Here is a 17,373-nt window from a genome sequence, read left to right as displayed (position 1 = left end):
GTGGGTTCGTGGTTCTCGCGGTGCCGCCGCCCCGGGGCCGCCGGTCACGGCAGCGTCCCGCGGACGGCGCGGCGCGCCGAGTCGAGCACGGTGCGCAGCGTCTCGACCGTCAGCTCCGTGACGGCGCTGCTGGCGTCGGCGCGCCGGAGGTCGGCGCGCACGTCGTCGCGGAAGCGTTGCACCATGGCCTCGGCCTCGACGCGGCGGGCGTAGGACTCCCCGCGTCGTGGGTCGGGGGTGGCTGCCGGGCGGGGGCGGACGCGTGCTTCCTGGGCGGCCGCCGCGAGCTCGGCGCGCAGTCCCTGCATGGAGCCCTCGATGTCGGCGCGCAGGGCGTGGGCTCGCGTGCGCACGGTCTGGGCGATCCCGTCCTCGAGCGCCGCGATGTCGGCCCGGCGTGCCGCGACCTCGGCCCGGCCCGCGGGCGTGAGCTCGTAGGTGGACTTGCGGCCGCTGTCGCTGCGCCGTACGAGCCCCTCCCCCTCCAGGCGGGCGAGTCGGGGGTAGATGGTGCCGGCGCTGGGGCGGTACGTGCCACCGAACCGGTCGCTCAGCTCGGTCATGAGCTCGTAGCCGTGCTTGGGTCCGGACTCGAGCAGCGCGAGGAGGTAGAGCCGGAGCTCTCCGTGGGCGAAGACGGTGGCCATCAGCGGTCCGCCGGTCCGTCCGCGGTCCCACCGCCCGGCCGTGCCGCGCGACTGTCCGCGGTGCCCCAGGGCGCGCCGTGGCCCGGGTGCGTGTCGGTCGGGGCGTCGTCGTACGACCAGGGCCGACCGCCCGCGTCGTCGACCTGCCCGCCGGGGACGCCCCACGCCGTGGCGTCGGCGGGTTCGCCGCGCAGCACCGTGACGTTCCCCGAGACCGAGTTGACCTGGAGCCTCTTGCCCGGGGTCCCGACCGGACCCGCCTGGCGGTAGGCGCTGCCGGTCGGGCCGCGGTGCTCGACGCCGTCGACCACGAGGCGCCCGCTCACGCAGCGCAGCGTGTAGTCGAGGTCGTCGGGCTCGGGGACGCGCACGAGGACGTCGGCCGAGACGGCGTTGACGTTCATCACGTCGGGCGTGGCGCTCGAGTCGAGCGTGACGTTCCCCGAGACGGTGTTGAGCTTGACGTCGGTCAGCGCGCCCGAGGCCGTGAGGTCGCCCGACACGGAGTCCATGACGAGGCTGCCGACGTGGTCGCGCACGGTGACCTCGCCCGTGACGGTGTCCACGCGCACCGCGCCGGTCGTCTGGGTCGTCATGACCGAACCGCCGACGGTCGCGACCGAGACCTTCGCCTGGGTGCCGGCGACGAGGCCGTCGCCACGCACGGTCGCGAGCTTGACGCGCACGTGCGCGGGGACGCCCACGTAGACGTCCGCCCGGTCCTTGCCGCGGTAGTTGCGGAACGAGTCGAGGAAGCCCTGCCAACCACCGGTGGGCGAGTAGCCGACCGTGAGCCGGTCGCCGTCGAGGCGGACCTCGAGCGGTCGGCCCTCGATCGAGTGGACCTCGACGCGGACGCCGGGCTCGTCGTGCACCACGACGTCGATGCGCCCGTTGAGGAGGTTCGCGTCGAGGCGGGCCACGGGCCCGACGTCGATCGTCTGCGGACCTGCCACGGTCCAGTTCTCGGTCGCCATGTCTCTCCTTGCCCTCCGGGAGTGTCCCGCCCGGTCCGGCGAACGCGATGTATCGCGTTTCCCGTCACACGATATATCGCGTCTTGGACCAGGACAAGCCCCAGATGTGGGAACATGGAGCAGACAGAATCCGGCGTGAGGAGCAATCATGAGCAAGCGCGGACGCAAGCGTCGCAGCCGCAAGGGCAGCGCAGCGAACCACGGCAAGCGCCCCAACGCCTGATCACGAGCCCGCCAGGGCCGCGATCACGCGCCCTGCGGGCGAGTGCGACGAAAGGGCCCGTCCTCACCTCGGTGAGGACGGGCCCTTTCGACGTTCTCCGGGACGCCCCGACAGCACGGCCGACGACGCGCGCGGCACGACGGCGCGGTCGCCGGAAGAGCTCAGACGCCGGAGCGCAGACGCGCCGACGGCGTCACGCCCCCGGGCCGAGCGTCAGACGCCCTCGATGACCGTCGTCGTACGCAGTACGGTGAACTGCGCCTGGATGCGCAGCCGGAGCTCGACCGGAGCCTGCTCGTGGCACGAGCGGCGCACGAGCTGCTTGACCAGCTCCTCGGCGCTCAGCTCGGCCAGGCACGGCGAGCAGTGCGCGACGTGCGCACGCATGCGCACCTCGTCGTCGGAGGTCATCTCCGAGTCGAGGTACTCGTACAGGTGCTTGAGCGCGTGCTCGCACTCGGTCTCACCCTCGGTCGAGTGGGGGATCGGCACGATGACCTCGTCCTGCGCCTCCGTGCCCACGTTCTGCTGACTCACGACTCACCTCCGGGGGTCTTGGCCCCCACCAGTCCTCGGTCCTTTGCGTAGTCGCTCAGGAGATCACGCAGCTGGTGCCGACCGCGGTGGAGCCGCGACATCACGGTCCCGATCGGCGTGCCCATGATCTCGGCGATCTCCTTGTACGGGAACCCCTCGACGTCCGCGTAGTACACGGCCATCCGGCGGTCCTCCGGCAGCTCCTGGAGAGCCTTCTTCACGTCGGAGTCCGGGAGCCGGTCCAACGCCTCGGCCTCGGCCGAGCGCAACCCCTGCGACGTGTGCGACGCCGCGCGGTGGATCTGCCAGTCCTCGACGTCCTCCGCCGCGGACTGCAGCGGCTCGCGCTGCTTCTTGCGGTAGTTGTTGATGAACGTGTTGGTGAGGATCCGGTAGAGCCACGCCTTGAGGTTGGTGTCCGGGCGGTACTGGTGGAACGCCGCGAACGCCTTGGTGAAGGTCTCCTGCACCAGGTCCTCCGCGTCGGTCGGGTTGCGCGTCAGGCGCAGCGCCGCCGAGTAGAGCTGGTCGAGGTACACCAGCGCGTCCCGCTCGAAGCGCGCCGAACGGGCCGCGTCGTCCTCGGTCGAGGGAGCCCGGTTCGTGTCTTCGGCGTCATCGGCTCCCGAGAGGTCGCCTGCGCTGCTGCTGATCTGGTCCGTCATCGACAACGAGCCTAGTCCTCCTGCCGGTCGGGTGTCCGCCGAGAGCGCAGAAGGTGCGACCGCGCCGAACGGCACGACCTCGAGGCTCGGTGCGGCGGGGGCGCTCACGGCCGCTTCCGCTTCCAGTACACATGTCACGCTCAGCACAACCGCCGGGTGCGCCGTGTCATTCCCGCAGGGGCCGGATCCCGCGGTTCGCGCGCCTGCCAGGGCCGACGCAGGCAAGCCTGTGCTCGGTGAGGACAGGCAACCATCGGGTGTGCTCAGGCCCGATCCTCGCTAGCGTGACCGCATGACGACCACCACTCCCGACTCCCGGTTCCGCACCCTCCTGCGCGAGCAGGTCGGCCACGAGCTCGACGCCCACCAGCAGTACATCGCGATCGCCGTGTGGTTCGACGCGCACGACCTGCCCCAGCTCGCCGCGCACTTCTACCGCCAGTCGGTCGAGGAGCGCAACCACGCCATGATGATCGTCCGGTACCACCTCGACCGTGACCTGGAGATCTCGATCCCCGGCACGGGCGCGGTGCGCAACGACTTCGACTCGGTGCTCGAGCCTCTCCAGCTCGCGCTCGACCAGGAGAAGCAGGTCACGGACCAGATCGAGGCCATCTTCCGCGCGGCCCGCGAGGAGGGCGACGCCCTGGGCGAGCAGTTCCTCCTGTGGTTCCTCAAGGAGCAGGTCGAGGAGGTCGCCTCGGCCACGACGCTGCTGACGGTCGCTCGCCGCGCCGGGGAGAACCTCTTCGACCTCGAGAACTACGTGGCCCGCGAGACCATCGGCGACGGCGGCGAGTCCGCCGACGCCCCCGAGGCGGCCGGCGGCGCGCTCTGACCTCAGGAGCACACGGGCGGGGCCGGGTCCCCCGGTCCCGCCCGCGGCGTGCTCGGGCCCGGATCCCCGGCCCGCTCGCAGGTCTCGGGGCGGCGCTCGCCCGCGTGGCGGGGCGCCGCCCGGACGGCCCGACGACGGCGCTCACCCCGGGTGCTCGCGCGTCTCGTGGTCCTCGATCACCCCGCTGCCCCGGCGCGCGTCGCGCCCGGGATGCACGCCCGGTGGCATGCTGAGCAGCGATGGGACAGGCTGGTCGGAGCCGGGGACGGCACCGGCGTCCCGGTGTCCGCCGGTCACCCGGCACCCGCTCGACGAAGGAGACCCACCGATGCTGCTGCGTCACGTCGCGAGGCCCATGCTGGCCTCCTGGTTCATCTACGACGGCGTGCAGGCCGCCCTCAAGCCCGCGGAGCACGTGCGCGCCGCCCGGCGCGGCACGAGCCTCGTCGGGCAGCAGCTCGGGGTCGAGGACCCGCTCAGCGAGAAGCAGGTCTCGGCGCTGGTCCGCGCGCACGGCGCCGCGACCGCCGTGGCCGGGCTGTTCCTCGCGTTCGGCAAGGCCCCCCGCACCGCGGCGCTCACGCTCGCGGCCCTGAGCGTCCCGCTCGCGATCGTCAACCAGCCCTTCACCCCTGGCGACGTGCCTCGCGACGAGCGCACCCGCAAGTTCGTGGGCAACCTCGGCGCGATCGGTGCGGCCCTCATCGCGGGCGCCGACTACGAGGGCCGTCCGGGAGTCCGGTGGCGCGTGGACCGTGCACGCAAGGACCTCGACCTCGCCAAGAACGCCAAGCACCAGGTCGACGCGGCCAAGCACACGGTCGAGTCCGTGACCGACAAGGCCACGCACGCGGTCACCGCGAGCGCGCGCACCGCGGCGAAGAAGGCCCGACGTGCGACGAGCTCGGCGGCCGGCTCGGTCAAGGGCGCCGTCGGGCGCTGACGGACGCTGACGGCGGGCACCACGACGCCACAGCCCTGCCGACGGGCGGCGCGCACCCGCGCACCGCCCGGCGGCAGGGCAGTCGGCCCGAGGTCGTCCCTGTCTCTGCCCGACGCGAGGAACACCCCCGACCCGCAGGTGCCGGCCCCGCGCCCCGCCCGCCCCGCACCCGGCAGTGCCCGGTGAGCGGCGCCGTCGGGCCGTGGACTCCCCCGGCCGAGGGCCGGACCGAAGCCCTCCCCCGAAGCCCCGTGCCATAACCTGGGGCATGTGACCAGCGACCTTCCTGCCGCCCGCCCCGACGAGACCACCCCCGCGCCGCCGGCGTGGCCCGCGCCCAGCCGGACCGGCGCGAGCGCCGGCACCCGGCTCGACGCGACCGTCGCCGTCCCGGGCTCCAAGTCGCTCACCAACCGCCTCCTCGTGCTCGCGGCCCTCGCCGACGGACCGGGCGTCCTGCGCGGCGCGCTGCGCAGCCGCGACACCGACCTCATGGCCGCGGCGCTGCGCGACCTGGGCGTGGGCATCACCGAGGGCGAGGACCCGAGCGAGCTGCACGTGACGCCCGGCGCGCTGCACGGTCCCGCCGAGATCGACTGCGGCCTCGCGGGCACGGTCATGCGCTTCGTGCCCGCCGTGGCAGCCCTCGCCGACGGCACCGTGCGGTTCGACGGCGACGAGGGCGCACGCGTGCGCCCCATGGGTCCCGTGCTCGACGCCCTGCGCGACCTGGGCGTGCCCGTCGAGGGCAAGGACACCCTGCCGTTCACGATCACCGGACGCGGCGCGGTGCGCGGCGGGCACGTGGACGTCGACGCCTCGGGGTCGAGCCAGTTCGTCTCGGGCCTGCTGCTCGCCGCCGCGCGCTTCGAGCAGGGCGTCACGCTGCGCCACACGGGACCGACGCTGCCGAGCGTGCCCCACATCGACATGACGGTCGAGGTCCTGCGCGAGGTCGGCGTCCAGGTCGACGACTCGCGCCCCACGATCTGGACCGTCTCCCCCGGGCCGATCGCCGCGCGCGACGTGTACGTCGAGCCCGACCTCTCGAACGCCGGGCCGTTCCTCGCCGCGGCCCTCGTGGTCGGCGGGACCGTGCGCGTCCCGGGCTGGCCCGCCGTGACGACCCAGCCGGGCGCCATGATGGCCGAGCTCCTCACCGCGATGGGCGGCCGCGCCGAGCTGGTGGACGGTGTCATGACCGTGACCGGGACGGGCGAGGTCCGCGGGATCGACGTCGACCTCCACGAGGCCGGCGAGCTCGCCCCGACCATCGCCGCCCTCGCCGCGATCGCCGACTCCCCCAGCCGGCTGCGCGGCATCGCGCACCTGCGCGGGCACGAGACCGACCGCCTGGCCGCGCTCGCGACCGAGATCACGCGCCTCGGCGGGCAGGCCGAGCAGACGCACGACGGCCTCGTCATCACCCCGCGGCCCCTGCACGGCGCCACGTTCCGCACGTACCACGACCACCGCATGGCGACCTCGGGCGCCCTGATCGGGTTGCGCGTGCCCGGCGTGCTCGTGGAGGACGTCGAGACGACCGCCAAGACCCTGCCCGGGTTCACCGCCATGTGGGACCGCATGCTGAGCGCCACGGGATCGGCGAGCTGATGGCGCGGCGCGTCCGCGACGAGTCCGACTTCCACGACCGGGCGAGCAACAAGAACTCGCGCCCGCGGACCAAGCAGCGCCCTCAGCACGAGGACGCCGAGACCGGGCTCGTCACGGGCGTCGACCGCGGGCGCTACACGCTCCTGCTCGACGAGGACCAGCCGACCGAGCGCGCCATCCTCGCGATGAAGGCGCGCGAGCTGACCCGCAACCGCGTCGTCTGCGGCGACCGCGTCGACATCGTCGGGGACACCACGGGCGAGGACGGCACGCTCGCGCGCATCGTCCGCATCCAGGAGCGCACCTCGACCCTGCGGCGCACGGCCGACGACACCGACCCGTACGAGCGCATCATCGTCGCCAACGCCGACCAGCTCGTGATCGTCACGGCCCTCGCCCAGCCCGAGCCACGCACCCGCATGATCGACCGCTGCGTCGTGGCCGCCTACGACGCGGGCATGGACGTGCTGCTGTGCCTGACGAAAGCGGACCTCGCCGACGCGACGCCGCTGCGCGAGCTCTACGAGCCCATCGGGGTCAAGGTCGTCGTGACGCGCCGGGTGCACGATTCCGGCGGGGCCGGCGACGGTGCCGGGCACGGCGCCCACGGTGACGAGCCCGGCCACAACGCCTCCGACGCGGCCGAGGACGCGTGGCGCATCGAGCCGCTCGAGGCCGTGCGGGCCGAGCTCGAGGGCCGCACGTCGGTCCTCGTGGGCCACTCGGGCGTCGGCAAGTCGACGCTCGTCAACGCGCTGGTCCCGGACGCGTACCGGGCCACGGGCGTCGTCAACGACGTCACGGGCCGCGGTCGGCACACCTCCACGTCGGCCGTCGCGCTGCGGCTGCCCGACGCCGACGGCAACCCCGCCGGGTGGGTCATCGACACGCCCGGCGTGCGCTCGTTCGGGCTCGCGCACGTCGACGTCGGCAACCTCCTCAAGGCGTTCGACGACCTCGACGTGGTCGCCGACGAGTGCCCGCGCGGCTGCACGCACCTCGACGGTGCGCCCGACTGCGCGCTCGACGACTGGCTCGAAGCCTCCCCCGAGGACGAGAAGGCGGCGCGCACGGCGCGTGTCGAGTCGTTCCGGCGTCTGCTGGCGGCACGCACCGGTACGGTGTGAGCCATGCCGACCTACGACGACGACCTGCGCCTGGCTCATGTGATCGCCGACCAGGTCGACTCGCACACCATGTCCCGCTTCAAGGCCCTCGACCTGTCCGTGGAGTCCAAGCCGGACAACACCCCGGTCAGCGACGCCGACCGCACCGCTGAGGAGATCATCCGCAGCCACCTCTCCCGGGCCCGAGGGCGCGACGCGATCGTCGGCGAGGAGTTCGGGGAGAGCGGTCACGGTGCGCGCCGCTGGATCATCGACCCGATCGACGGGACCAAGAACTTCGTGCGCGGGGTCCCGGTGTGGGCCACGCTCATCGCGCTGGCCGACGGCGACGAGATCGTCGTGGGGCTCGTGTCGGCGCCCGCGCTGGGCCGCCGCTGGTGGGCCGCCAAGGGCACGGGTGCGTGGAGCGGGCGCTCGCTCGCGGCCGCGAGCCGCCTGCGCGTGTCGAAGGTGAGCAAGATCGAGGACGCGTCCCTGTCCTACTCGTCCCTCGCCGGGTGGGAGGAGCGCGGCAGGCTCGACGCGTTCCTCGACCTGACCCGCGAGACCTGGCGCACGCGCGCCTACGGCGACTTCTGGTCCTACATGCTCGTGGCCGAGGGGGCCGTGGACGCGGCCGCCGAGCCCGAGCTCGAGCTCTACGACATGGCGGCACTGGTCCCCATCGTCACCGAGGCCGGCGGGACGTTCACGTCCCTCGACGGCTCTCCCGGGCCCTGGGGCGGCAACGCCGTGGCCACGAACGGCCTGCTCCACGACGAGATCCTGGGCCGCCTCTCCTGACCCTGCCGGCCGGGCGGCTGCCCGGCTGCCCGGCTGCCCGGCTCGCCGGGCGCCCGGCGGACGAGAACGGACCTGAGGTCGTCATCCGGTGGATGGCGGCCTCAGGTCCGTTCTCGGCCCCTGCTACGTGGCGCGGGGGACGCTCTTGATCTCCGACCAGTCGTACCAGAGCAGGTCGCGCTCGCTCACGCGGTCGAGCGCCGCGTCGAGGTCCTCGTCACGGTCCTCGTCGGCTGCCGCGAAGACCTCGGCGATGTCCGTCGCGGCCTCGGGCTCGTCGACGTGGACGCACACGATGCGCACCTCGGGGATGGACGCCGTGACGTCGACCGCGCTGGGCGCGAGGTCGTCGGCCGACTCGTCGTCGCCGGGCTCGGTGAGCGCGACCATCTCGTCGGGCACCTCGACCGTGACGACCAGACGCTGACGCGGGGCGCCGACCCGACCGGCGATGAGCGCGAGCGAGTCGTCGGCGGCCTCGAGGGCCGCGGCGAACTCCAGCCCCTCCTCGTCCTCGTCGGGCAGCTCGCGGGAGAGGGCGGACGTGACGGCGTGGGCCGCTCGCGGAGCGAGGGACCACACGGCCTCGTCGCCGGTCACGGTGACGGCGTCGAGCTCGTCGACGGTGGCGGGAACGTAGATGCGCATGGGATCAGTGTGCCGGTTCCGGGACGCGTTCGCGTGGTCCGCCCGGCGCGGACGTGCTCGCAGCGGGCCCAGCGGCCCCCCTCACCCGCTCGGCGAGCTCGGCGACCGCTCGCCCGACCGGGGTCTGCGGTGCGTGCTCGGCGAGCGTCCTGCCGGCGAGCAACGCCGCGTCGAGGGTCTCGCGGTCGTCGGGGACCACGTGCAGGTCCGTGACCCCGCCGTACCGGCCGAGCGCGTCACGGACCGCCGCTGCGGGCCGCGGCCCGGCCGCCGAGGAGCGGACCCTGTTGGCGACCACGATCCGCAGCGTCCCGTTCGTCGTGCCGCTGTCTGCGAGGTCTCCCAGCCCGCGGACGAGCCGCTGGATCCCCACGGCGTCGGATCCGCCGACGACCAGCACGACGTCCGCGGCTGCGAGCGCGCTGAGCGTCGCCCCGTTGCGCTGCGGTGCGCGCGTGTCGTAGGACAGCAGCTCGTCCTGCTCGAGCCCGAAGCCGCAGTCGATCACTGTCCAGTCGGCCAGGGCCCGGGACAGCCCCCACACGACGTCGAGGGACGTCGCGGGGAGCTCGGGCCAGCGTGCGGCCCGTGTGATGCCGGTCAGGACGCGCAGCCGTGGCACGACGAGCGGGGCGAGGCGTGCAAGGCCCGCGAGGTCGAGGGTGCCCTGCCCCGCGCTGCGGGCCGCGGCCGCGAGCCCTGGTGACTCGTCGAGCAGACCGAGGTGCTGGGCCACCGAGCCCGCGTAGGTGTCGGCATCGACGAGGAGGACCTCGTGGCGGGGGCCGCTCTCCGTGCCCGACGGCGCCTCTCGTCCCGGGCGTCGACGTCGCCCACCGCGTCGCGCGCGACGCTCCCCCGAGCCGGCCAGCTCCGCCGCGAGGTGCACCGCGAGAGTGGTCCGTCCGGGCGCCCCCGTCGGCCCCCAGACCGCGACGACCTTGCCGCGCCGCGAGGCGGGACCGTGCTCGCCCGAGCCGCCCTGCCCGTCGGGGACGTCGCCCGACGGCGGGCCCGACCGACCGTCGCGCCGTCCTCGTCCGTGGGCCTCGTCCCGGACCGCCGCGACGAGGACCGTGCTCGGGGTGTTCTCCTCGAGGACGACGTCGACGCCGATGGCACGGAGACGGTCCGCGACCCAGTCCTGCCCCCCGCCGAGCGCGACGACCCGCACACCGCACGCGTGCAGGTGCGCGACCGTCTCACGGTTGATCCCGGGCAGGTCGGCCGAGATGATCGCGGCCGTTCCTGCGCCGGCCCCGGCCGCGGCGAGGAGCTCCGTGAGGTCCGCGCACCGACGAGCCACCGAGACTCCAGACCCGGGCGCCGTCAGTGCCGTGACGACCGCCGTCTCACCGCTGCCGCGCACCGCGCACAGCACGGGGGCGACCGGGAGCGTCGCGTCGGCGGTCATGCGCCGCCTCCAGGGACGGGCACGACCGCGATCTCGCCCTCGGCCACGAGCGCGGCCAGGACGCCCGGGAGCTCGTCCGTGGGAACCAGCACGTGGAGCGTGGTCCGCCCTCCCGTCACGAGGCTCCCCCCTGCTTCGGCGACCTGCGCGACCACGACCTGCGAGGCGAGCGCGTACGGCTCGCCGCCGCTCTTCTCGAGCGTGTTCTCACCCTCGCCCGCCAGCGTGCCGTCGGTCGCGGCCGGGACGAACCAGACGTCCACGAGCGCGCCGTCCGTGACCCTGTCGGACAGGGCGGCCGTGACCGGGATCGCCACGGCGCGGACGGCCAGCTCCTCGGACTCGCCCACCGCGGTGCGGGCCACGAGCTCTCCGTCGCCCACGACGCGCAGCGCCACCAGGTCCTCGGGGAGCGGGCGGCCCGCGAGGAAGTACTTCCCGTCACCGGACCCGAGGCGCACCTCGACGGTTCGGAGGTTGCTCGCGTCGACGGCCTCGCCGGGCGTGAGCGGGCCGGCAGCGGCGTAGACGGCAACGGTCCGGCCCGCCGACGACACCGCCCACGAGCCGAGGGCGACCGAGGCGGCGACGAGCACGAGCCCGAGGATCAGGCGAGGGTCTCGCCAACCGGGCCGTCGCAGTCTGGCCACGGTGGGGGTCGGCAGCGGGTCGGGAGAGCTCGTCATCGGGGTCCGTTTCGTCGTCGGGCGGATCGTGCGGGCGGGTTCGAGAGCGACGGCCCCGAGGCACGGGCGACTCGGGGTCCGGGGGCCATCATGCCGAGCAGAGCGGTGGGCGTGGGGCGAGCAGGCCATCGTCTGTGGACAACCAGGACCGGTGTCGGCGTCGTGAAAGACTGTGGCCATGTCACAGCGCTTCCTCACCCTCGCGGACGTCACGGAGGAGCTCAACATCTCTGCGGCACAGGCCTACGCCCTGGTCCGTGGCGGTGAGCTCCCGGCGATCCAGGTCGGCGGACGAGGTCAGTGGAGGGTCGAGGCCAGCGAGCTCGAGGGCTACATCCAGCGCATGTACGCCCAGACGCGCACCCGCATCGACGCGGGCGACTTCGAGTCCTGAACCTCTCGCGCCGCGTGCGGCCGGTCGCGGTCCACTCACGGCGGCGGGCACGCCGGACCACGCGTCCCCTGCTTCCCCCTGCACCTGCCCCGCCCCCTGGTTCCGTCGCGCCTAGGTCTCGCTCACGCACACCAGTGCGGTGAACGGGACGACGTGGCTCGCCCGAGCGCCGCCCGCGGTGGCCAAGAGGTCGAGGTGATCCTTGCCGACGCGCGCGACCCGACCGTCGAGCTCGCCCACGAGCGTGCGCACGCGGACGACGGCACGGTCGCGCATGAGCGTCCTGAGCAGCGCGGGAAGTCCGCGCCCGGCGGCCGGACCTGCGGGGCCGGGGACGGCATGCGCAGCGAGCCCGTCGATCACCGTGACGGCGGGCACGGGCACGACGTGCCTCCTGGTCCCGTCCCCGATCAGGAACCAGTCGGCCGCGACGGCGCGGACCTGGCCGGTCAGTCGTGACCCGTCGGCGAGCCGGACACCGACCGGCGCCCCGTGCGTGCTCGCACGGAGGCGATCGGCGAGCGAGATCGTGGCCTGCTCGGCACGCGTGAGGTCCGCGAGCACGTGCGCGTCGGCCTGAGCGTCACCGGCGTCGAGCTGTGCCACGAGGTCGGCGAACAGCAGGTCCCAGCGCACGCCCTCACCGTAGTGGGCTGCCCGGGGGTTTCGTCCAGAGGCGTCCGAACTGCGAACTCCCTCTGGACAAGTGGAAGAGGGTCTAGTTTGATGTAGCACGATCAAACTGCATCAAACGCGATGATCGTTCCGAGCGCGGACCCGACGTCGTCGTCCATCTTCAGGGGGAAGCATGGCGCAGCATCCACGACCCGACCACGCGAACACCCAGCACGTCGTGCGGAACGGGACGCGAGCGGCAGCTCTTCTCGCGGTCGCGGCGGCCACGGGACTCGTCGCCGTCCTGCTGACCCTGCGCGTCCTGGCCGTCGCGGGCGACCTTCCCAGCCCTCGGTTCGAGACCTACCTGGAGATCCCTCTCGTGGGCACGGGAGGCCTGCTCGCCGCCTGGGTGTCCCTCAGCTCCGCCCTCGCCGCGTCGTGCGTCCTCGTGCGCAGCGCGGGCCGTCGGTGGGCGGCAGGTGAACGGCTCGTGCTCCAGCACGCCCCCGCCATCGTCCGCCGCCTCGCGAGCACCGGCGTCGCGGTGTCGATCGGGGCCGGGCTCGCACTGGGGGCCGGGACGGCACAGGCCGCGGAGGCCGATCCCGTCCCTCGCGCGACGAGCCCGGGCGTCGTCGACCTCGGCTGGCAGAGCACGTCTCCCGGGTCACCGAGCGCCTCCGACCCGGCGACCGCCGGCGGTGGACCGTCGACCGTTCCACGGTCGGCCGAGGACGAGGCGACCACGGCGCTCCCGGCACCCGAGCTCCCGGCACCCGGGACGCGGCAGGAGGCCGACGTCGCGACGCCCTCCCCCGGCAGCGCGGTTCCTGTCCCGGACGTCGCACCACCGGTCGACCCCGCCTCGGTGAGCGAGGTACCGCAAGACCATCGCGTCGGCACCACCGCCGATCCGCCACCCGGGACGCCGACGGTAGGCAGGACGGGCCCGGACCATGTCCCGCTCAGCGACCTGCTGGGCGGCTCGCAGCGCGCCGCTCCCGAGCAGCGCGTCGGGCTCACGCGACCCGCCGCGACCGCGCCCGACGACGCGCTCTCCGAGGAGTCCGCGACAGCGGCTCGGTCGCCCCTCGCGGCGAGCGAGGCCTCGACCGTGTCGGTCGTCGTCCTGCGCGGCGACTCCCTCTGGTCCCTCGCCGGACGAGCCCTCGGTCCCGACGCGACCGACGCCGAGATCACCGCGGAGTGGCCGCGCTGGTACGCGGCGAACGCCGAGACCATCGGCCAGGACCCGAATCTCATCAGACCGGGACAGGTGCTACAGGTCCCCCGGACCCCCTGAACCCGCACACGCCCCGCCCGGGCCGCGGGTCTCGAACCCTCCTGGCGGGCTCGTCCTCACGCACCGCGCACGCCACCCGGCGTCCGCGCCGCTCACGCGACATCCACGCACGCAGCGCGCAGCACCTGCACCGCGAACTCCGTACGCCGTCCCACCGGGCGTCCTCGACGCACCGGCCCTCGCCGACCCTAGGACACGCCATGTCGATCGCCACCGTCCGTCACCACGCCCACACCATCCGCTCCGGCGCTGGTCCCCGACCCGCGGTCTCCGCGACGCTCCCTCGCGTCGTCGCGAGGGCACCGCGTGTCCTCACCTTCGGCGGTGCACCACAGTTCCCCGTCGCCGAGGACCTCGCCGACAACGGCCGTCCCGTCGCGTCGACCACGGAGCTCCCCCTGCCGGACCCCACGTCGATCTGCTGCTCGGTCGTCCGGGCGGCAGTCGAGGTCCTGCGGGGAGAGCGTCCCGTGGCGCAGCTCCAGCGGTGGCTCGCTCCCGACGTGTTCGACGCCCTCGGCCGGCGCGCACTGCTCATGCAGGGGACGACGGGTGGGGACGCCGCGGCGCGACCCGTCGCGATCCGCCGTGCCCGGCTGGTGCGACTCGGCGACACGACGGCCGAGGCCACGGTCGTCCTGGAGGACATGGACAGAGTGCGAGCGGCGGCCCTCCGACTCGAGGCCCGACGCGGCGTGTGGCGCGTCGTGGTCCTCGAGATCGGCTGACCGCCGCTCGTGGGTGTCCTCTCGGAGAGGGTTACTCCTCTTCGTTCAGCCCGTGGCAGAGCTTGTACTTCTTGCCCGACCCGCAGGGGCACTTGGCGTTGCGGGGAGTACCGGGGAACGTGCGCCCGTCGCCCTCGACCGCGGTGGCCTCGCCGTGCAGGGCGCGGCGGGCGCGGCGCGAGCCGTCTCCCGAGACCACGGCCTGGCCCGAACCGTCGTCGGACGGCGCCGAGTACTGCAGCGGCACCTGCTCGCTCGGGCCGTCGAGGCCCTTCGCGATGAGCGTCGGCTCGGCCTTCGCGGCAGGAGCGACCGGCGCGTCCACGAGCTCGTCCTCGACGGGCTCGTCCTCGATCGCGTCGGCCTGCGACGCCGCCTGGGCCTGCGCAGCCTCAGCAGCCGCCTTGGCGTCCGCCGCAGCCTTCGCGGCAGCACCGGCGGCCGCAGCGGCCCCCGCCGCACCGGCCGTACCACCGAACGCCTGACCGGCCACCGACTGCGCGGCAGCCGCCGCCGACACCGGGTTGACCGGCGACGCGCCGGGCTCGGCGACCTTGACCTCGAGGTTGAACAGGAAACCGACCGACTCCTCCTTGATGGCCTCGGTCATGGCCTGGAAGAGCTGGAAGCCCTCGCGCTGGTACTCGACCAGCGGGTCGCGCTGCGCCATGGCGCGCAGACCGATGCCCTCCTTGAGGTAGTCCATCTCGTAGAGGTGCTCGCGCCACTTGCGGTCCAGCACGGAGAGCACCACGCGGCGCTCGAGCTGACGCATGTTCGAGCTGCCCAGCGACGCCTCGCGGTCCTGGTAGGCCACGCGGGCGTCCGACAGGATCTCCTCGAGGATCAGCTCGCGCGTCAGACGCGTGGCTCCCCCGGCCTGCTCGAGCACCTCGTCGACCTCGATCGAGACCGGGTACACCGCGCGCAGCGCCGTCCACAGGGCCTCGAGGTCCCAGTGCTCCGGGTTGCCCTCGGACGTGGCGCCGTCGACGTAGGCCGTGACGACGTCCGTGATGAAGTGCTGGACCTGCTCCTGCATGTCCTCACCCTGGAGCACGCGGCGACGCTCGTCGTAGATGACGGTGCGCTGGCGTGAGAGGACGTCGTCGTACTTGAGGACGTTCTTGCGGATCTCGAAGTTGCGCGCCTCGACCTGGCCCTGCGCGCTCGCAATGCCGCGCGTGACGATCTTCGACTCGAGCGGGACGTCGTCGGGGAAGCCCGCGCGGTTCATCATGGACTCGGCGAGCCCCGAGTTGAACAGGCGCATCAGGTCGTCCTGCATCGACAGGTAGAAGCGGGACTCGCCCGGGTCGCCCTGACGGCCGGAACGACCACGGAGCTGGTTGTCGATCCGGCGCGACTCGTGCCGCTCGGTGCCCAGCACGTAGAGCCCGCCGAGCTCGGTGACCTCGTCGTGCTCCGTGGCCACGGCCGCCTTGGCGCGCTCGACGGCCTCGGGCCACGCGGCCTCGTACTCGTCGGGGTTCTCGGTGGCGTCGAGCCCGCGCGCGGCGAGGTCGGCCACGGCCATGAACTCGGCGTTGCCACCGAGCATGATGTCGGTACCACGGCCGGCCATGTTGGTCGCGACCGTGACCGAGCCCTTGCGCCCGGCCTGCGCGACGATCGCGGCCTCGCGCTCGTGCTGCTTGGCGTTGAGGACCTCGTGCGGGACGCCCTGCTTCTTGAGCTTGGAGGACAGGAGCTCGGACTTCTCGACGCTCGTGGTGCCAACGAGGACCGGCTGGCCCTCGGCGTGGCGCTCGACGATGTCCGCGACCACGGCGTCGAACTTGCCCTCCTCGTTCTTGTACACGAGGTCGGGCTGGTCCACGCGCTGCATCTTGCGGTTCGTGGGGATGGGCACGACGCCCAGCTTGTACGTGCCCTGGAACTCGGCGGCCTCGGTGTCGGCCGTACCGGTCATCCCGGAGATCTTGTCGTACAGACGGAAGTAGTTCTGGAGCGTGATCGTGGCGAGCGTCTGGTTCTCGGCCTTGATCTGCACGCCCTCCTTGGCCTCGATGGCCTGGTGCATGCCCTCGTTGTAGCGGCGGCCCGCGAGGATTCGGCCCGTGTGCTCGTCGACGATCATGACCTCGCCGTTGAGCACGACGTAGTCCTTGTCGCGCTTGAAGAGCTCCTTGGCCTTGATCGCGTTGTTGAGGAACCCGATGAGCGGCGTGTTGAGCGACTCGTACAGGTTGTCGATGCCGAGGTAGTCCTCGACCTTCGCGATCCCGGGCTCGAGCACACCGATCGTGCGCTTCTTCTCGTCGACCTCGTAGTCGGTCTCCGGGCTCAGGCGGCGGACCACCTTGGCGAACTCGCCGTACCAGCGGTTCGCGTCGCCCGACGCAGGGCCCGAGATGATGAGCGGGGTACGCGCCTCGTCGATGAGGATCGAGTCGACCTCGTCGACGATCGCGAAGTTGTGGCCACGCTGCACCAGGTCGTCGGTGCTCCACGCCATGTTGTCGCGCAGGTAGTCGAACCCGAACTCGTTGTTCGTGCCGTACGTGATGTCCGCGGCGTACTGCTCGCGGCGCACCGCGGGGGTCTGGCCCGAGATGATGCAGCCGGTCGTGAGGCCGAGGGCGCGGAAGACGCGACCCATCAGGTCGCTCTGGTACTTGGCCAGGTAGTCGTTGACCGTGACGACGTGCACGCCCTTGCCCGTGAGCGCGTTGAGGTACGCGGGGAAGGTACCGACGAGCGTCTTGCCCTCACCGGTCTTCATCTCGGCGATGTTCCCCAGGTGCAGGGCCGCACCGCCCATGAGCTGGACGTCGTACGCGCGCTGCCCCAGCGTACGGCGGGCGGCCTCGCGGACCGCGGCGAAGGCCTCCGGGAGGATCTCGTCGAGCGTGGCGCCGTTCTCGATCCGTTCCTTGAACCGGTCGGTCTCCTCGCGCAGCTCCTCGTCGGTCAGGTCCTCGAAGCTGGGCTCCAGCTTGTTGACCTGCTCAGCCAGGCCGGACAACTTCTTCAGGATCCGGCCCTCGCCGAAACGCAGGACCTTCTCGAGGATCGCAGGCACGCAGTACTCCCGTATCGATCGCGCCCCCGGGCCGGACGGTCCGGGGCGAATGCGAGGCGACCACCTGGCGGCAGTCGGCTGGATCACACCACAGACCATCGTAGGCGAGTCCGGCACGTGGGTGGGCTTCTGTCCGGTACCTGTGGTTTCGCTCTCCGGCGAAAGCCACCGCGAGCCGCGCG

18 protein-coding genes are annotated in these 17,373 nt (G+C 73.0%); 9 read left to right on the top strand and 9 right to left on the bottom strand.

Features of this window, described 5'->3' with window-relative positions:
• Positions 1–44 precede the first annotated feature (44 nt).
• Positions 45–647, bottom strand: coding sequence for a PadR family transcriptional regulator (locus JOD49_RS16895; protein ID WP_205308208.1), 603 nt, complete (start codon positions 645–647; stop codon positions 45–47).
• Positions 647–1,624 (bottom strand): DUF4097 family beta strand repeat-containing protein, encoded by a 978-nt coding sequence (locus JOD49_RS16890; protein ID WP_205308207.1) that lies wholly within the window; start codon positions 1,622–1,624, stop codon positions 647–649. Before JOD49_RS16890 ends, JOD49_RS16895 begins: the two co-directional genes overlap by 1 nt.
• Before the next feature lie 148 nt (positions 1,625–1,772).
• Between JOD49_RS16890 and JOD49_RS20925 the strand changes: the two genes are divergently transcribed.
• Positions 1,773–1,847 carry a 50S ribosomal protein bL37 gene (locus JOD49_RS20925; RefSeq protein ID WP_156968370.1) on the top strand — a complete coding sequence of 25 codons (75 nt, stop codon included), beginning with the start codon at positions 1,773–1,775 and terminating at the stop codon, positions 1,845–1,847.
• Between the two features lie 213 nt (positions 1,848–2,060).
• Here JOD49_RS20925 and rsrA read toward each other — a convergent pair whose 3' ends face one another.
• Positions 2,061–2,384 (bottom strand): mycothiol system anti-sigma-R factor, encoded by a 324-nt coding sequence (rsrA, locus tag JOD49_RS20360; protein WP_205308206.1) that lies wholly within the window; start codon positions 2,382–2,384, stop codon positions 2,061–2,063.
• Entirely contained in the window at positions 2,381–3,157 is a 777-nt protein-coding gene (locus tag JOD49_RS16880; RefSeq protein ID WP_305778416.1) for a sigma-70 family RNA polymerase sigma factor, read from the bottom strand. Before JOD49_RS16880 ends, rsrA begins: the two co-directional genes overlap by 4 nt.
• A gap of 184 nt (positions 3,158–3,341) precedes the next feature.
• Between JOD49_RS16880 and JOD49_RS16875 the strand changes: the two genes are divergently transcribed.
• The 5 genes from JOD49_RS16875 to hisN all read left to right on the top strand — a co-directional run bounded on the left by JOD49_RS16875 (position 3,342) and on the right by hisN (position 8,354).
• Positions 3,342–3,887, top strand: a complete 546-nt coding sequence (locus JOD49_RS16875) for a ferritin (protein WP_205308205.1) — start codon at positions 3,342–3,344, stop codon at positions 3,885–3,887.
• Positions 3,888–4,215: 328 nt separating this feature from the next.
• Positions 4,216–4,830 (top strand): DoxX family membrane protein, encoded by a 615-nt coding sequence (locus JOD49_RS16870; RefSeq protein WP_205308204.1) that lies wholly within the window; start codon positions 4,216–4,218, stop codon positions 4,828–4,830.
• A gap of 270 nt (positions 4,831–5,100) precedes the next feature.
• Positions 5,101–6,444, top strand: a complete 1,344-nt coding sequence (aroA, locus tag JOD49_RS16865) for a 3-phosphoshikimate 1-carboxyvinyltransferase (RefSeq protein WP_205308203.1) — start codon at positions 5,101–5,103, stop codon at positions 6,442–6,444.
• Positions 6,444–7,571 (top strand): ribosome small subunit-dependent GTPase A, encoded by a 1,128-nt coding sequence (gene rsgA, locus JOD49_RS16860; protein ID WP_205308202.1) that lies wholly within the window; start codon positions 6,444–6,446, stop codon positions 7,569–7,571. Before aroA ends, rsgA begins: the two co-directional genes overlap by 1 nt.
• Positions 7,572–7,574: 3 nt before the next feature.
• Positions 7,575–8,354 carry a histidinol-phosphatase gene (gene hisN / locus JOD49_RS16855; protein ID WP_205308201.1) on the top strand — a complete coding sequence of 260 codons (780 nt, stop codon included), beginning with the start codon at positions 7,575–7,577 and terminating at the stop codon, positions 8,352–8,354.
• A gap of 123 nt (positions 8,355–8,477) precedes the next feature.
• On the opposite strand, the gene JOD49_RS16850 is transcribed toward hisN, so the two are convergent.
• The 3 genes from JOD49_RS16850 to JOD49_RS16840 are packed head-to-tail and all read right to left on the bottom strand — an operon-like array spanning position 8,478 to position 11,102.
• Positions 8,478–9,002, bottom strand: coding sequence for a DUF6912 family protein (locus tag JOD49_RS16850; protein ID WP_205308200.1), 525 nt, complete (start codon positions 9,000–9,002; stop codon positions 8,478–8,480).
• 4 nt (positions 9,003–9,006) lie between these two features.
• Positions 9,007–10,416 carry a CpaE/TadZ family protein gene (locus JOD49_RS16845; RefSeq protein WP_205308199.1) on the bottom strand — a complete coding sequence of 470 codons (1,410 nt, stop codon included), beginning with the start codon at positions 10,414–10,416 and terminating at the stop codon, positions 9,007–9,009.
• Complete coding sequence (locus JOD49_RS16840) at positions 10,413–11,102, bottom strand: hypothetical protein (RefSeq protein ID WP_205308198.1); 690 nt, start codon at positions 11,100–11,102, stop codon at positions 10,413–10,415. The genes JOD49_RS16845 and JOD49_RS16840 overlap by 4 nt, the downstream gene beginning before the upstream one ends.
• Before the next feature lie 178 nt (positions 11,103–11,280).
• Here JOD49_RS16840 and JOD49_RS16835 point away from each other — a divergent pair, with 178 nt between their 5' ends.
• Positions 11,281–11,496 (top strand): helix-turn-helix domain-containing protein, encoded by a 216-nt coding sequence (locus JOD49_RS16835; RefSeq protein WP_205308197.1) that lies wholly within the window; start codon positions 11,281–11,283, stop codon positions 11,494–11,496.
• A 111-nt stretch (positions 11,497–11,607) separates the two neighbouring features.
• On the opposite strand, the gene JOD49_RS16830 is transcribed toward JOD49_RS16835, so the two are convergent.
• Positions 11,608–12,132: a hypothetical protein gene (locus tag JOD49_RS16830; protein WP_205308196.1), complete on the bottom strand. Its 525-nt coding sequence runs from the start codon at positions 12,130–12,132 to the stop codon at positions 11,608–11,610.
• A gap of 172 nt (positions 12,133–12,304) precedes the next feature.
• On the opposite strand from JOD49_RS16830, the gene JOD49_RS16825 reads away from it, so the two are divergent.
• Together JOD49_RS16825 and JOD49_RS16820 are read left to right on the top strand one after the other, a co-directional pair.
• On the top strand, positions 12,305–13,417 hold the full coding sequence (locus JOD49_RS16825) for a LysM peptidoglycan-binding domain-containing protein (protein WP_205308195.1): 1,113 nt from the start codon (positions 12,305–12,307) through the stop codon (positions 13,415–13,417).
• Between the two features lie 200 nt (positions 13,418–13,617).
• Entirely contained in the window at positions 13,618–14,145 is a 528-nt protein-coding gene (locus tag JOD49_RS16820; protein ID WP_205308194.1) for an Rv3235 family protein, read from the top strand.
• A 31-nt stretch (positions 14,146–14,176) separates the two neighbouring features.
• Here the strand turns inward: JOD49_RS16820 and secA are convergent, their stop codons facing one another.
• On the bottom strand, positions 14,177–17,191 hold the full coding sequence (secA, locus tag JOD49_RS16815; protein ID WP_205308193.1) for a preprotein translocase subunit SecA: 3,015 nt from the start codon (positions 17,189–17,191) through the stop codon (positions 14,177–14,179).
• Between the last annotated feature and the right edge of the window lie 182 nt (positions 17,192–17,373).

Source organism: Oerskovia jenensis (assembly GCF_016907235.1).
GTDB lineage: Bacteria > Actinomycetota > Actinomycetes > Actinomycetales > Cellulomonadaceae > Oerskovia > Oerskovia jenensis.
This window is presented reverse-complemented; position numbering and strand designations above follow the sequence as displayed.

Excerpts from the sequence above, each read along its gene's own strand:
- JOD49_RS16895 (WP_205308208.1), bottom strand. The coding sequence starts at position 647 with ATGGCCACCGTCTTCGCCCACGGAGAGCTCCGGCTCTACCTCCTCGCG.
- JOD49_RS16890 (WP_205308207.1), bottom strand. The coding sequence starts at position 1,624 with ATGGCGACCGAGAACTGGACCGTGGCAGGTCCGCAGACGATCGACGTC.
- JOD49_RS16875 (WP_205308205.1), top strand. The coding sequence starts at position 3,342 with ATGACGACCACCACTCCCGACTCCCGGTTCCGCACCCTCCTGCGCGAG.
- JOD49_RS16870 (WP_205308204.1), top strand. The coding sequence starts at position 4,216 with ATGCTGCTGCGTCACGTCGCGAGGCCCATGCTGGCCTCCTGGTTCATC.
- rsgA (WP_205308202.1), top strand. The coding sequence starts at position 6,444 with ATGGCGCGGCGCGTCCGCGACGAGTCCGACTTCCACGACCGGGCGAGC.
- hisN (WP_205308201.1), top strand. The coding sequence starts at position 7,575 with ATGCCGACCTACGACGACGACCTGCGCCTGGCTCATGTGATCGCCGAC.
- JOD49_RS16850 (WP_205308200.1), bottom strand. The coding sequence starts at position 9,002 with ATGCGCATCTACGTTCCCGCCACCGTCGACGAGCTCGACGCCGTCACC.
- JOD49_RS16845 (WP_205308199.1), bottom strand. The coding sequence starts at position 10,416 with ATGACCGCCGACGCGACGCTCCCGGTCGCCCCCGTGCTGTGCGCGGTG.
- JOD49_RS16840 (WP_205308198.1), bottom strand. The coding sequence starts at position 11,102 with ATGACGAGCTCTCCCGACCCGCTGCCGACCCCCACCGTGGCCAGACTG.
- JOD49_RS16835 (WP_205308197.1), top strand. The coding sequence starts at position 11,281 with ATGTCACAGCGCTTCCTCACCCTCGCGGACGTCACGGAGGAGCTCAAC.
- JOD49_RS16825 (WP_205308195.1), top strand. The coding sequence starts at position 12,305 with ATGGCGCAGCATCCACGACCCGACCACGCGAACACCCAGCACGTCGTG.
- JOD49_RS16820 (WP_205308194.1), top strand. The coding sequence starts at position 13,618 with ATGTCGATCGCCACCGTCCGTCACCACGCCCACACCATCCGCTCCGGC.